Origin of the sequence: Klebsiella sp. 54 (genome assembly GCF_018223875.1) — a bacterium.
Classification (GTDB): Bacteria; Pseudomonadota; Gammaproteobacteria; order Enterobacterales; family Enterobacteriaceae; genus Klebsiella; species Klebsiella quasipneumoniae.
Map to the genome: position 1 here is coordinate 52,054 of NZ_JAGRRA010000001.1, position 12,006 is coordinate 64,059.

12 protein-coding genes are annotated in these 12,006 nt (G+C 59.7%); 5 read left to right on the top strand and 7 right to left on the bottom strand.

The features are described from left to right. Positions 1 to 10 precede the first annotated feature (10 nt). Positions 11 to 862 (bottom strand): MIP/aquaporin family protein, encoded by an 852-nt coding sequence (locus tag KHQ24_RS00250; RefSeq protein WP_004205091.1) that lies wholly within the window; start codon positions 860 to 862, stop codon positions 11 to 13. A gap of 442 nt (positions 863 to 1,304) precedes the next feature. Between KHQ24_RS00250 and zapB the strand changes: the two genes are divergently transcribed. From zapB to KHQ24_RS00270, 4 genes are all read left to right on the top strand, one after another. Further along, on the top strand, positions 1,305 to 1,550 hold the full coding sequence (gene zapB / locus KHQ24_RS00255; RefSeq protein ID WP_004150222.1) for a septal ring assembly protein ZapB: 246 nt from the start codon (positions 1,305 to 1,307) through the stop codon (positions 1,548 to 1,550). A 152-nt stretch (positions 1,551 to 1,702) separates the two neighbouring features. Then, the gene (locus KHQ24_RS00260) at positions 1,703 to 2,692 is read left to right on the top strand and encodes a sulfate ABC transporter substrate-binding protein (protein ID WP_004205090.1); all 990 of its coding nucleotides are present in this window, start codon (positions 1,703 to 1,705) and stop codon (positions 2,690 to 2,692) included. A 242-nt stretch (positions 2,693 to 2,934) separates the two neighbouring features. After that, a complete protein-coding gene (locus KHQ24_RS00265; protein ID WP_211777073.1) occupies positions 2,935 to 3,708 on the top strand; it encodes a CDP-diacylglycerol diphosphatase in 774 nt (257 codons plus the stop codon). 64 nt (positions 3,709 to 3,772) lie between these two features. After that, positions 3,773 to 5,077 (top strand): SLC13 family permease, encoded by a 1,305-nt coding sequence (locus tag KHQ24_RS00270; RefSeq protein WP_211777074.1) that lies wholly within the window; start codon positions 3,773 to 3,775, stop codon positions 5,075 to 5,077. A 91-nt stretch (positions 5,078 to 5,168) separates the two neighbouring features. Here the strand turns inward: KHQ24_RS00270 and tpiA are convergent, their stop codons facing one another. Further along, the gene (gene tpiA, locus KHQ24_RS00275) at positions 5,169 to 5,936 is read right to left on the bottom strand and encodes a triose-phosphate isomerase (protein WP_002922909.1); all 768 of its coding nucleotides are present in this window, start codon (positions 5,934 to 5,936) and stop codon (positions 5,169 to 5,171) included. 109 nt (positions 5,937 to 6,045) lie between these two features. Next, a complete protein-coding gene (locus KHQ24_RS00280) occupies positions 6,046 to 6,645 on the bottom strand; it encodes a YiiQ family protein (protein ID WP_004205087.1) in 600 nt (199 codons plus the stop codon). 112 nt (positions 6,646 to 6,757) lie between these two features. Between KHQ24_RS00280 and KHQ24_RS00285 the strand changes: the two genes are divergently transcribed. Then, positions 6,758 to 7,186 carry a DUF805 domain-containing protein gene (locus KHQ24_RS00285; RefSeq protein WP_004173894.1) on the top strand — a complete coding sequence of 143 codons (429 nt, stop codon included), beginning with the start codon at positions 6,758 to 6,760 and terminating at the stop codon, positions 7,184 to 7,186. Here KHQ24_RS00285 and fpr read toward each other — a convergent pair whose 3' ends face one another. From fpr to trmH, 4 genes are all read right to left on the bottom strand, one after another. After that, positions 7,187 to 7,933 (bottom strand): ferredoxin--NADP(+) reductase, encoded by a 747-nt coding sequence (gene fpr, locus KHQ24_RS00290; RefSeq protein ID WP_211777075.1) that lies wholly within the window; start codon positions 7,931 to 7,933, stop codon positions 7,187 to 7,189. A 150-nt stretch (positions 7,934 to 8,083) separates the two neighbouring features. Next, positions 8,084 to 9,094, bottom strand: coding sequence for a class II fructose-bisphosphatase (gene glpX, locus KHQ24_RS00295; protein WP_004205085.1), 1,011 nt, complete (start codon positions 9,092 to 9,094; stop codon positions 8,084 to 8,086). A gap of 48 nt (positions 9,095 to 9,142) precedes the next feature. Beyond that, positions 9,143 to 11,224: an ATP-dependent DNA helicase RecG gene (gene recG / locus KHQ24_RS00300; RefSeq protein ID WP_023319342.1), complete on the bottom strand. Its 2,082-nt coding sequence runs from the start codon at positions 11,222 to 11,224 to the stop codon at positions 9,143 to 9,145. 5 nt (positions 11,225 to 11,229) lie between these two features. Further along, the gene (gene trmH, locus KHQ24_RS00305; RefSeq protein ID WP_023319341.1) at positions 11,230 to 11,919 is read right to left on the bottom strand and encodes a tRNA (guanosine(18)-2'-O)-methyltransferase TrmH; all 690 of its coding nucleotides are present in this window, start codon (positions 11,917 to 11,919) and stop codon (positions 11,230 to 11,232) included. Positions 11,920 to 12,006: the final 87 nt, after the last annotated feature.

Consider the following 12,006-nt stretch of genomic DNA (forward strand, 5'->3'; position numbering starts at 1 on the left):
CGTAGTCAGATTACAGCGAAGCTTTATGTTGAGTGGAGGAAGAGGAGGGGCTCTCTTGCTCTTCGTCCACGCAGGTGTCGCAAGGCAGGTGGCGGCCAATCAGCTTACGATAGCTGAACGCGCCCAGCGCCGCGCCGACCACCGGTGCGCACAGCGGCACCAGGAAATAAGGAATATCTTTACCGCCGGTGAAGGCGACGTCGCCCCAGCCGGCCAGCCAGGCGAAGGCTTTCGGGCCGATATCACGCGCCGGGTTCATGGCGAAGCCGGTCAGCGGTCCCATGGAGGCGCCAATCACCGCGATCAGCAGGCCGATCAGCAGCGGCGCCAGCGGGCCGCGCGGCACACCGTTGCCATCGTCGGTCAGCGCCAGGATGACGCCCATCAGGATAGCGGTAATCACCATCTCTACCGCGAAGGCCTGCACAAAATTGATATGCGGGTTCGGGTAAGTGGAGAAGATGCCAGCCAGATCAAGGCTTTCCACGCTGCCGCGTACCATATGGTGGGTGGTTTCATAATCGAGGAAAAGATTGTAATAAAGCCCGTAAACTAATGCCGCAGCGCAAAAGGCGCCAGCGAATTGCGAAATAATAAAAGGAACCACTTTGCGGCCATCGAAGCAGGCGAACAGCCAGAGCGCGATAGTCACCGCAGGGTTAAGGTGCGCACCGGATACGCCTGCGGTCAGGTAGATCGCCATGGCGACGCCCAGACCCCAGATGATGCTGATTTCCCATTGTCCGAAGCTGGCTCCCGCGACCTTGAGCGCAGCCACGCACCCAACGCCGAAAAAGATCAACAACCCGGTACCGAGGAACTCTGCGATGCACTGGCCTTTTAAGGTTGATGTTTGGCTCATAATCGAATCCTGAAGCGTGGTGATGATTATTGTATGTAGGGTGGTCACAGACGACCATATTGCCATGTAGGCATAGTGTTAATTTATCGTTAACGAGCAAAAACGAGAAATATCGAACTTCAAATGTGTGTACCACGTCAAGAAAATGAGCGTTTTCGCGCCATTCGCGCGCATTAAGCGCGCTGCCGGAGCGTTTCACCTCGCATTTTGTTAACCATAATATTAACAATGGCTCATGAAGTACGAGCGAACTGCGCTGAAAGTACCAGGTAAAGACTGAAAAGTGTTGCAAACCGCAATCTGCGCGGCTTGCCGCTGGACAGGGGCGGCGGGGATTCATACAATCGACGATAACACCGCTATGTGCGCTAATTTTCGTTAAGGCGGGACCGCGTATACGAAACACCAGTTTCTATCAACGCCTTGCAAGTTCAGGAGAGGTATGACGATGTCATTAGAAGTGTTTGAGAAATTAGAATCTAAGGTTCAGCAGGCGATTGATACCATCACTCTGTTGCAGATGGAAATCGAAGAGCTGAAAGAAAAGAACAACACCCTGGTGCAGGAAGTTCAGAGCGCGCAGCATGGTCGTGAAGAGCTGGAGCGCGAAAACAGCCAGCTGAAAGAGCAGCAGCAGGGCTGGCAGGAGCGTCTGCAGGCGCTGCTGGGCCGCATGGAAGAAGTCTAATCGCTTCACGCCCTCTCCCGCCAGGGAGGGGGTGATCCTTATCCCTTCCTTTATACTCACAAGTTATAGCCAATCTTTTTTTATTCTTTAATCATTGAATCGCTTTCTGGCACGCTTAGCCCATCACAACACGACATAAAGAGAGCGGTGCGATGAATAAGTGGGGCGTAGGGTTAACTCTGTTGCTGGCATCCGCCAGCGTTCTGGCAAAAGATTTTCAGCTATTAAACGTATCTTATGATCCAACGCGCGAGCTGTACGAACAGTACAACAAAGCGTTCAGCGCGCACTGGAAGCAGGAGACCGGCGACAACGTGGTGATCCGCCAGTCGCACGGCGGCTCCGGCAAGCAGGCGACCTCGGTGATTAACGGTATTGAAGCGGATGTGGTTACGCTGGCGCTGGCCTACGACGTCGACGCGATCGCCGAGCGCGGCCGTATCGATAAAAACTGGCTGAAGCGCCTGCCGGATAACTCCGCGCCTTATACTTCCACCATCGTGTTCCTTGTCCGTAAGGGCAACCCGAAACAGATCCATGACTGGAACGACCTGATCAAACCGGGCGTGTCGGTCATCACCCCGAACCCGAAAAGCTCCGGCGGCGCTCGCTGGAACTACCTGGCGGCCTGGGGCTATGCCCTGCATCAGAACCATGGCGACCAGGCGAAAGCCCAGGATTTCGTCAAGGCGCTGTATAAAAACGTGGAAGTGCTGGACTCCGGCGCGCGCGGTTCGACCAATACCTTCGTAGAACGCGGGATCGGCGATGTGCTGATCGCCTGGGAAAACGAAGCGCTGCTGGCGACCAACGAACTGGGCAAAGACAAGTTTGAAATCGTGACCCCGAGTGAGTCGATTCTGGCTGAGCCGACCGTTTCGGTGGTCGATAAAGTCGTGGATAAGAAAGGCACCCGCCAGGTGGCGGAAGCGTACCTGAAGTATCTCTACTCGCCGGAAGGCCAGGAGATTGCGGCGAAGAACTTCTACCGTCCGCGCGATCCGAACGTGGCGAAGAAATATGCTAATGAATTCCCGAAACTGAAACTGTTCACTATCGATCAGGAGTTCGGCGGCTGGACGAAAGCGCAGAAAGAGCACTTCTCCAACGGCGGCACCTTCGACCAGATTAGCCAGCGTTAATTCTCTTGTCCCTGCTTGCGCTACGCTTAGCAGGGCTACAGTTTTGCGCTGTGCGTAGCCCGGGCAAGGCGTCAGCCGCCACCCGGGAATCCCTGCTTGCGCTACGCTTAGCAGGGCTACGGTTATACGCCGTGCGTAGCCCGGGTAAGGCGCCAGCCGCGACCCGGAAAACGCTCCGCCCGTCATCTGTTTTCATTTAGTCATCAAATTACGTTACTCTTCCGCTTCAGGCTTAACAGGGAATGAAAATGAGAAGAGTAAGATACTTTTTGCTGGCGCTGCTGGTGGCGATCCTCGCGGCGCTGGCGGGCGGCTACTACTGGCTGCACTCTGGCAACCCGGACGCGTTGCGCAAGATTGTTCTGCAGCAGTGCGTTCCCCATCAGCAACAGCAGCAAAACCCGTCGCCGTGTGCCGAAGTGAACCTCAAGGGCGGCTATGTGCTGTTTAAAGATCGTAACGGCCCGCTGCAGTATTTGCTGATGCCGACCTACCGCATTAACGGCACCGAAAGCCCGCTGCTGCTGGACCCGCTGACGCCGAACTTCTTCTGGCAGGCCTGGCAGGGGCGTGAGATCATGAGCCAGCGCCACGGCGGCGCGCCGGTTCCCGATAACGCGATATCGCTGGCGATCAACTCGCGCAGCGGACGCACGCAAAACCATTTCCATATTCATATCTCTTGCCTGCGCCCCGATGTGCGCGCGCAGTTAGACAAGGATGCGGCGGCGATCAGCAGCCGCTGGCTGCCGTTGCCGGGCGGGCTTCAGGGCCATGAATATCTGGCGCGCCGGGTGACGGAGGCGGAGCTCGCCCAGCGCAGCCCGTTCCTGATGCTGGCGGAAGAGGTGCCGGAGGCGCGTCAGCATATGGGACGCTACGCGCTGGCGATGGCGCAGCAGAGCGACGGCTCTCTGGTGCTGCTGGCGACGGAGCGTAACCTGCTGTCCCTGAACCGGGCCTCGGCGGAAGAAATTCAGGATCATCGCTGCGCCATCCTTAACGCAAACCACTAGTTCTGGCGTTTACCTGTCTTACCTGTCGTCGTATTCTTGCTGAAAAAAACGACAGGAGACAGGCATGTCGCTCTGGCTTACCCACCCGCTGTTCCTCCCTTCACTGATTGTCGGCGTTACCATTGTGCTCTGGGCGACGTCGCTGCTGCCGGAATTTATCACCGCGCTGCTGTTTTTCGCTGCGGCGATGATGGCGAAAATCGCCCCGCCGGAGGTGATCTTTGGCGGCTTTGCCTCCTCGGCCTTCTGGCTGGTGTTCAGCGGCTTTGTGCTCGGCATCGCGATCCGTAAAACCGGGCTGGCGGACCGGGCGGCGCAGGCGCTGTCGGCGCGGCTAACCGACTCCTGGCCGCGGATGGTCGCCAGCGTGGTACTCCTGAGCTATGCCCTGGCGTTCGTGATGCCTTCCAACATGGGGCGCATCGCGCTGCTGATGCCGATCGTGGCGGCGATGGCCCGCCGGGCGGGCATTGCCGACGGCAGCCGCGGCTGGTTCGGCCTGGCGCTGGCGGTGGGGTTCGGCACCTTTCAGCTTTCGGCGACGATTTTGCCCGCCAACGTGCCGAATCTGGTGATGAGCGGCGCGGCGGAGGGCTCGTACGGTATCCATCTGAATTATGTTCCCTATTTACTGCTGCATACGCCGGTGCTTGGCTGGCTGAAAGGGGCGGCGCTGGTGGCGCTGATCTGCTGGCTGTTTCCCGGTAAGCCGCATCCGCCGCGCGACCTGGCGCCGATGCCGGCGATGAGCCGCGACGAGAAGCGTCTGGCGTGGCTGCTGGCGGTGGTCCTCACGCTGTGGGTGACCGAGAGCTGGCATGGCATCGGCCCGGCGTGGACCGGCCTGGCGGCGGCGGTGGTCACGCTGCTGCCGCGGGTGGGCTTTATCAGCGGCGAAGAGTTTGCCAGCGGGGTGAATATGCGCACCTGCATTTATGTTGCCGGGATTCTGGGACTGGCGATCGCCGTCACCCAAACCGGAATTGGCGGTGCGGTGGGCAATGCGCTGCTGCAGGTGATGCCCCTGGATAAAGACAATCCTTTCACCAGCTTCCTGGCGCTGACCGGAATTACCAGCGCGCTGAACTTTATTATGACCGCCAACGGCGTGCCGGCGCTGTATACCACCTTTGCCCAGAGCTTTGCCGACGCCACTGGCTTCCCGCTGCTGAGCGTGATTATGATTCAGGTGCTGGGTTATTCCACGCCGCTGCTGCCGTATCAGGCGTCACCGATCGTGGTCGCGATGGGGTTAGGCAAAGTTCCGGCGAGGGCGGGGATGTTGCTTTGTCTGGCGCTGGCGGCGGTGAGCTATTTGATTTTGCTGCCGCTGGACTACGCCTGGTATCAGCTGCTGGGAAAACTGTAGCGGCAAAAAAAGCCCGGCTTGCGTTGTGCGAAGCCGGGCCTCAGAGATTTATCAGTCATCCCGGTCGCGTGTCGCCACCGGGAAAAGCGGATTACGCTTTTTTCGCCGCTTCCGCAGCTTTCACGATCACCGCGAAAGCGTCAGCTTTCAGGGAGGCGCCGCCAACCAGCGCGCCGTCGATGTCCGGCTGGGTGAACAGCTCTGCGGCGTTGCCAGCGTTAACGGAACCGCCGTACTGGATGATCACTTGCTCAGCGATTTTAGCGTCAGCTTTAGCAATGTGGTCACGGATGAATTTGTGCACCGCCTGAGCCTGAGCCGGGGTCGCGGATTTGCCGGTACCGATAGCCCATACCGGTTCGTAAGCGATAACCACGCCTTCGAAAGCGGCAGCGCCCTGCGTTTTCAGTACCGCGTCGATCTGACGTGCGCAAACTTCTTCCGTTTTGCCCGCTTCGTTTTCGGCTTCGGTTTCACCGATGCACAGTACCGGAGTCAGACCCTGCTCTTTCAGCACGGCGAATTTCTTCGCGATCAGCTCGTCGGATTCTTTGTGGTAGGTACGACGCTCGGAGTGGCCGATGATGATGTACTGTGCGCCGATATCTTTCAGCATTTCGGCGGAGGTTTCACCGGTGAAAGCGCCGGACAGGTTTACGTCAACGTTCTGCGCGCCCAGGTGGATGTGGCTGCCTTCTGCCGCACGCTTAGCCAGGTCCAGATACATTTCCGGCGGGGCGATGGCAACTGCGCAGCCGCTTACGCCAGCCAGCTCGGTACGCAGGTTCGCAACCAGTTCGTTTACCATGTGGCGGCTGCCGTTCAGTTTCCAGTTACCCATCACTAAAGGATGTCGCATTTTAATTCTCCACGCTACTTAAGCGAATTAAGGAATATAGCCGCCCCAGAGGGCAGCATGGTCTGTGAAACAGTATAGAGACTCGTCACTGGAAAGGCTTTGCTTTTTGTCATTTATTGTTACCTTCCAGCGTTTCAGATAGCGCCAGCTTAATCGGTTCAACAGCGAAGGTCAGACCCTTTTCACCATGATCTGCCACCACATAGCGCACAGCGCCCTCGGTGTCGGAGAAGTAGCGTTTGCCTTTGCCGGCAGTCAGCAGTTTCTGCAGTTTTTGCTGGCTCTGCGCCGGGCTAAGGGTGGGCACGAAGGCGCGGATCATGGCGCTCATATACTCCAGCGCTTTGGCCTTCGCCGCCTTTTGCTCCGGCCCCTGGATCGGCAGCCAGGTGATCTGCATGGATTTGATCTTCAGCGTGCCGCGCTCCAGCGCGGTGGAGGCATAGAGATTTTCGTTAATCTTGCTGGCGGCGCGGGTCAGGTTAGCCCGATCGCGGCTGGTTGATATGGAACGGAATTCATTCAGAGGCAGCTTCGGGTTATCGGTGTTAAATTTTTCCCGGAACTGGCTGATCGACAGGTCAAAGCTCGGCGCGCCGGCGAGCAGGTAGGGGGCTGCGGTCGTCGATTCGCTTTCTGCGGACAACGCATGCGGGCCGACGGCAAGGCCCATCAGCCCACTGAAACACAAGATTGTCCACTTCTTCATGCCCGTCGTTCCTTTTTTTGCCTGCTGACGATTAAATCGGGAAGCGCGGCGCTTGTCAAAAAGTCACGACGCCAGGGTAAACTACGCAGACGATGATGATAAGGAAAAACGCATGACCCTACAGCAGTGGTTATTCTCAATTAAAGGGCGCATTGGCCGCCGCGATTTCTGGATCTGGATTGCCATTTGGCTGGTGACCATGAGCGCGCTGTTCACCCTGGCAGGCAGCAATCTGCTTAATCTGCAGACGGCGGCGTTTATTATTGTCTGCCTGCTGTGGCCGACGGCGGCGGTGGTGGTGAAGCGGCTGCACGATCGCGGCAAATCCGGACTGTGGGCGCTGCTGATGATTCTGGCGTGGATGCTGCTGGCGGGGAACTGGGCGATGCTGCCGCAGGTCTGGCAGTGGGGCGTTGGGCGCTTTGTGCCGACGCTGATTATCGTCATGATGCTGATCGACCTGGGGGCGTTTGTCGGCACCCAGGGCGAGAATAAGTTCGGCAAGGAGACCCAGGACGTGCGCTGGAAAGCGGACGCCTGATTACCAGTAGTGCTCCGCCGTCATGTGGCCCGGCCGGCGACGCAGATGTTTGGTCATCTGCCGGGTCTCTTTTAACAGCTGTTGGGTATCGCGTACCATCTGCGGGTTGCCGCACAGCATCACATGGCTGGTGTCGCGGGTCATCGGCAGGCCGACCGCCTCCTCCAGCGCCCCGGTTTCAATCAGGGACGGCACCCGGCCGGTCAGCGAGCCTGCCACGGTTTCGCGGCTGATCACCGTCTGGATGCGTAATTTGCCGGCGTAGCGCTGCTCAAGCTCGCGCATCAGCGGCAGATAGCTCAGGTCTGCGGCGTAGCGCACGGCGTGGACCAGCACCAGATGATTAAATCGCTCAAGATCTTTGCCTTCCTGGAGAATCGACAGATAAGGCCCGAGGGCGGTGCCGGTCGCCAGCATCCACAGAGTATCGCAATCCGGTACTTCCTCGAGGACGAAGAAGCCAGCCGCTTCGCTCACCACCTGGACCTCATCGCCCGGTTTCAGCGCCGCCAGACGCGGGCTCAGCTTGCCTTCCGGGACGGTGACCAGATAGAACTCGAGATCGGGATTGCCGGGGGCGTTGACGTAGGAGTAGGCGCGCTGCACGCGTTCGCCGTCGATTTCCAGCCCGAGCTTGGTAAATTGCCCGGCGGTAAACGGATGGACAGGCGCCCGCACGTATAAACTGAACAAGGCGTCCGTCCAGTACTCCACTTTTGTCACTTTGCCGCTAACCCAGTCCGCCATCGTCTTCTCCCGTTGCCAAGCGATGCCTTATCTTCGGCCCAGACGGGCAAGATTTCCACCCCGCAGGCGCAAGAAAGCTCTATTGATCAAATATAAACGAAGAACAGGACAACCGCCCGCGGACGGTTGCCTGGAGGAGAGAAAGCGGTATTACAGGATGTGCTGCTGGACGTCCGGATCTTTACGGTCGAGGTAATGAATCGACTGGATCCGACGGATGGTGCGCGACTTGCCGCGGATCAGCAGCGTCTCGGTGGTGGCCATATTGCCCTTACGGGTGATGCCGTCCAGCAGATCGCCTTTGGTGATGCCGGTAGCGGAGAAGACGACGTTATCGCTGCGCGCCATTTCATCAAGGCGCAGCACTTTACCCGCTTCGATGCCCATGGTTTTGCAGCGCGCCAGCTCGTTTTCACCGATGCGGCGATTCTCTTCGCTGTCGCCCTTCACGTGGTGACGAGCCAGCAGGCGGCCCTGCATATCGCCGTCGAGCGCGCGGATCACCGCGGCGGAAACCACCCCTTCCGGCGCGCCGCCGATGCCGTACAGCACGTCCACTTCGCTATCCGGCATGCAGGTAAGAATGGAGGCCGCGACGTCGCCATCGGGAATGGCGAACACGCGCACGCCCAGCTGCTGCAGCTGAGCAATCGCCGCATCGTGGCGCGGTTTCGCCAGCACGGTGACGGTCAGCTCGCCCAGCGGCTTGTTCAGCGCGCGGGCGATATTGCGCAGGTTCTCTTCCAGCGGCAGATTGAGATCGATAGCGCCTTTAGCGCCTGGGCCGACAATCAGCTTTTCCATATACATATCCGGCGCGTTGAGGAAGCAGCCTTTATCGCCGACCGCCATCACTGCCAGGGCATTAGCCTGGCCCATCGCCGTCATCCGGGTACCTTCGATGGGATCGACGGCGATATCCACCGCATCGCCCTGGCCGGTGCCCACTTTTTCGCCGATATAGAGCATCGGCGCTTCATCGATTTCGCCCTCGCCGATGACGATGGTGCCGTCGATATTGACGAGGTTAAGCATAATGCGCATGGCGTTAACCGCTGCGCCGTCGGCGGAGTTTTTATCGCCGCGGCCCAGCCATTTATAGCCCGCCAGCGCGGCGGCTTCGGTGACACGCGAAAATTCGATGGCCAGTTCTCGTTTCATAATCCACTCATTGTGTAGAAAGATTGCCCGCAGCGCGGCAAAAGCGCGCTACGCGTTGGAATAGCGTTCGGTTTCCGGCATCCAGCGCTCGATCAGCGCCTGGGCCTGCAGCGGATAGCGTTCATGAATGTGGCGCGCTATGCGCTGAACGTCGGGGATCATCGCCTGATCGCGCAGCAAATCCGCCACTTTAAACTCAGCGTTGCCGGTCTGGCGGGTGCCGAGCAGCTCACCGGGACCGCGAATTTCAAGGTCTTTCTGGGCGATGACGAAACCGTCGTTACTGTCACGCAGCACCTGCAGGCGTTTCTGCGCCGTTTTAGAGAGCGGCGATTTATAGAGTAGCACGCAGTGGGAAGCGACCGCGCCGCGCCCGACGCGCCCTCTGAGCTGGTGCAGCTGCGCCAGACCCAGACGTTCCGGGTTTTCGATAATCATCAGGCTCGAGTTCGGTACGTCGACACCGACTTCAATGACCGTAGTGGCCACCAGCAGATGCATTTCGCCCTGCTTGAAAGCCTGCATCACCGCCTGCTTCTCCGCCGGTTTCATCCGCCCGTGCACCAGACCGATATTCAGCTCCGGCAGCGCCAGCTTGAGCTCCTCCCAGGTCGCTTCCGCCGCCTGGGCCTCCAGCAGATCGGACTCCTCAATCAGCGTACAGACCCAATACGCCTGGCGGCCTTCGTGGGTGCAAGCGTTGCGCACGCGGTCAATAATATCGCTGCGCCGGGTGTCCGGGATAGCGACGGTAGTCACCGGGGTTCGGCCCGGCGGCAGCTCGTCGATAACCGAGGTATCGAGGTCGGCGTAGGCAGTCATCGCCAGGGTGCGCGGGATCGGCGTGGCGGTCATGATCAGCTGATGCGGGTGGAAACCTTGCTGCTGACCTTTCTCCCACAGCGCCAGCCGCTGGTGTACGCCGAAGCGGTGCTGTTCGTCGATGATCACCAGCGCCAGGCCGTTAAACTGCACCTGTTCCTGGAAGATGGCGTGGGTGCCGACAATCATCTGCACCTCGCCGCTGGCGATAGCGTCCTGCTGCGCCTGGCGTGCTTTGCCTTTCTGTTTGCCCGCCAGCCAGCCGACCTCAATGCCCAGCGGTGCAAACCAGCTGCGGAAGTTGTTGGCGTGCTGCTCGGCGAGCAGTTCGGTGGGCGCCATCAGCGCCACCTGTTTGCCGTGGGCGATAGCGCGCAGAGCGGCCAGGGCGGCGACCAGCGTTTTACCGGAGCCAACGTCGCCCTGCACCAGGCGCATCATCGGCACGTCCAGCGCCATATCGCGCTCGATCTCGGCGGTGACCCGCGCCTGCGCGCCGGTGGGCTTAAAGGGCAGGGAGGCCAGCAGCTGATTTTTCAGGGTATCGTTGGCGCCGAGCGGCAGGGCGTGATAGCGCTGGGCGCCTGCCCGTAGCGCCAGCATACTAAGGTTGTGCGCCAGCAGCTCTTCCAGAATCAGGCGCTGCTGCGCCGGGTGCTTGCCGCTTTCCAGCTCGCTAAGTTGCAAGGAGGGAGGCGGACGGTGCAGCGTACGCAGCGCCTCCGGCAGGCTCATCATCCCCTGCGCCAGCTCCGGCGGCAGGAGTTCGCTAATTGCGCAGGTCTCGAGCAGCTCGAGCGCCTGATCTGTGAGCTTGCGCAGGGTCGCCTGCTTAATGCCTTCGGTAGTCGGGTAGACCGGCGTCAGGGTCTCCTGCAGCTCCGGGGTGCTCATATCGCCCTGGACGCGGTATTCCGGGTGGATCATCTCGGCTCCGTACTTCCCGCGTTTGGCTTCACCGTAGGCCAGCACTCGTCGACCGGTCGCGAGGCTGTTTTTCATCGCCGCGTTGAAGTTGAAAAAGCGCATGGTGAGGATGCCGGTGCCATCGCTGATCTGGCAGGTCATCATTCGGCGGCCGCCGAAGGTGATATTGCTGTTGAGCACTTCGCCTTCCACGGTGGCATAAACCCCGGGCAGCAGATCGGCTATCGGGTAAAGATGGGTGCGATCTTCGTAGCGCAAAGGCAGGTGCAGCAGCAGATCCTGTACCGTATGCAGGCCGATCTTCGCCAGCTTGCTGCTCTGCGCAGCCCCAACGCCGGTGAGTGAACTGAGCGGAACGGCATCTAACAGGCGGCCTGACATGGGGTTTACCTCGCAGCCTGCATGGTGGCCCACCACGCGGCATCGGCTTCCACTTCGCCCTGCTCGTTAACGTGGGGGTAAGGCAGCCCTTTCTGTCTCGCGACGCGGGCCAGCACCGGATAGCCGCCTTCAAACAGCAGGCGCTGCTGCTCTTCCGGCGGCAGCATGCTGTTGGCGCGTTGGTACATCCCGGCGTTTTGTCGCTGCCGCTGGGCTTCATACAGGATCAGCGCCGAGGCGACGGAGACGTTCAGCGACTGCACCATGCCGATCATCGGGATAATAATGTCCTGATCGGCCAGGGCCAGCGCTTCCTGAGTGATGCCGGTTTTCTCCTGACCCATCAGGATGCAGGTTGGGCGCGTATAGTCGATTTCACGGAAATCGATGGCTTTGCCGGAAAGATGGGTGGCGAGGATTTGCATACCCTGGCCTTTGAGGTGGCCGACGGCATCTGCGATGGTACGGTGGGTTTTCACCTGCACCCAGCTGTTGCTGCCCGCGGCGGCGGAGGCCATGGTGCGCATCCGGCTGCTCGGCCAGACCGCGTGCACCTCGTGTACGCCAACGGCGTCTGCGGTCCGGATGACCGCAGAGACGTTATGGGGCTTATGGACCTGCTCCATGCAGACCGTCAGGTCAGGCTGACGCCTGGCGAGCATCTCGCAGATACGCGCGTAACGCTGTGAATTCATTACACTTCATCCTTCGAATTACCTCTTTAGTCGCTGCGGATCACGCGGCCCATCCCTGAGCCTCTCCCCTGACGGGGCCTGCAAGCA

What these genes read in the sequence shown, in the direction of transcription:
- zapB (WP_004150222.1), top strand. Translation starts at nt 1,305, where the DNA reads ATGACGATGTCATTAGAAGTGTTTGAGAAATTAGAATCTAAGGTTCAG.
- glpX (WP_004205085.1), bottom strand. Translation starts at nt 9,094, where the DNA reads ATGAAACGAGAACTGGCCATCGAATTTTCGCGTGTCACCGAAGCCGCC.
- KHQ24_RS00260 (WP_004205090.1), top strand. Translation starts at nt 1,703, where the DNA reads ATGAATAAGTGGGGCGTAGGGTTAACTCTGTTGCTGGCATCCGCCAGC.
- KHQ24_RS00280 (WP_004205087.1), bottom strand. Translation starts at nt 6,645, where the DNA reads ATGAAGAAGTGGACAATCTTGTGTTTCAGTGGGCTGATGGGCCTTGCC.
- KHQ24_RS00250 (WP_004205091.1), bottom strand. Translation starts at nt 862, where the DNA reads ATGAGCCAAACATCAACCTTAAAAGGCCAGTGCATCGCAGAGTTCCTC.
- KHQ24_RS00270 (WP_211777074.1), top strand. Translation starts at nt 3,773, where the DNA reads ATGTCGCTCTGGCTTACCCACCCGCTGTTCCTCCCTTCACTGATTGTC.
- KHQ24_RS00285 (WP_004173894.1), top strand. Translation starts at nt 6,758, where the DNA reads ATGACCCTACAGCAGTGGTTATTCTCAATTAAAGGGCGCATTGGCCGC.
- trmH (WP_023319341.1), bottom strand. Translation starts at nt 11,919, where the DNA reads ATGAATTCACAGCGTTACGCGCGTATCTGCGAGATGCTCGCCAGGCGT.
- recG (WP_023319342.1), bottom strand. Translation starts at nt 11,224, where the DNA reads ATGTCAGGCCGCCTGTTAGATGCCGTTCCGCTCAGTTCACTCACCGGC.
- KHQ24_RS00265 (WP_211777073.1), top strand. Translation starts at nt 2,935, where the DNA reads ATGAAAATGAGAAGAGTAAGATACTTTTTGCTGGCGCTGCTGGTGGCG.
- fpr (WP_211777075.1), bottom strand. Translation starts at nt 7,933, where the DNA reads ATGGCGGACTGGGTTAGCGGCAAAGTGACAAAAGTGGAGTACTGGACG.
- tpiA (WP_002922909.1), bottom strand. Translation starts at nt 5,936, where the DNA reads ATGCGACATCCTTTAGTGATGGGTAACTGGAAACTGAACGGCAGCCGC.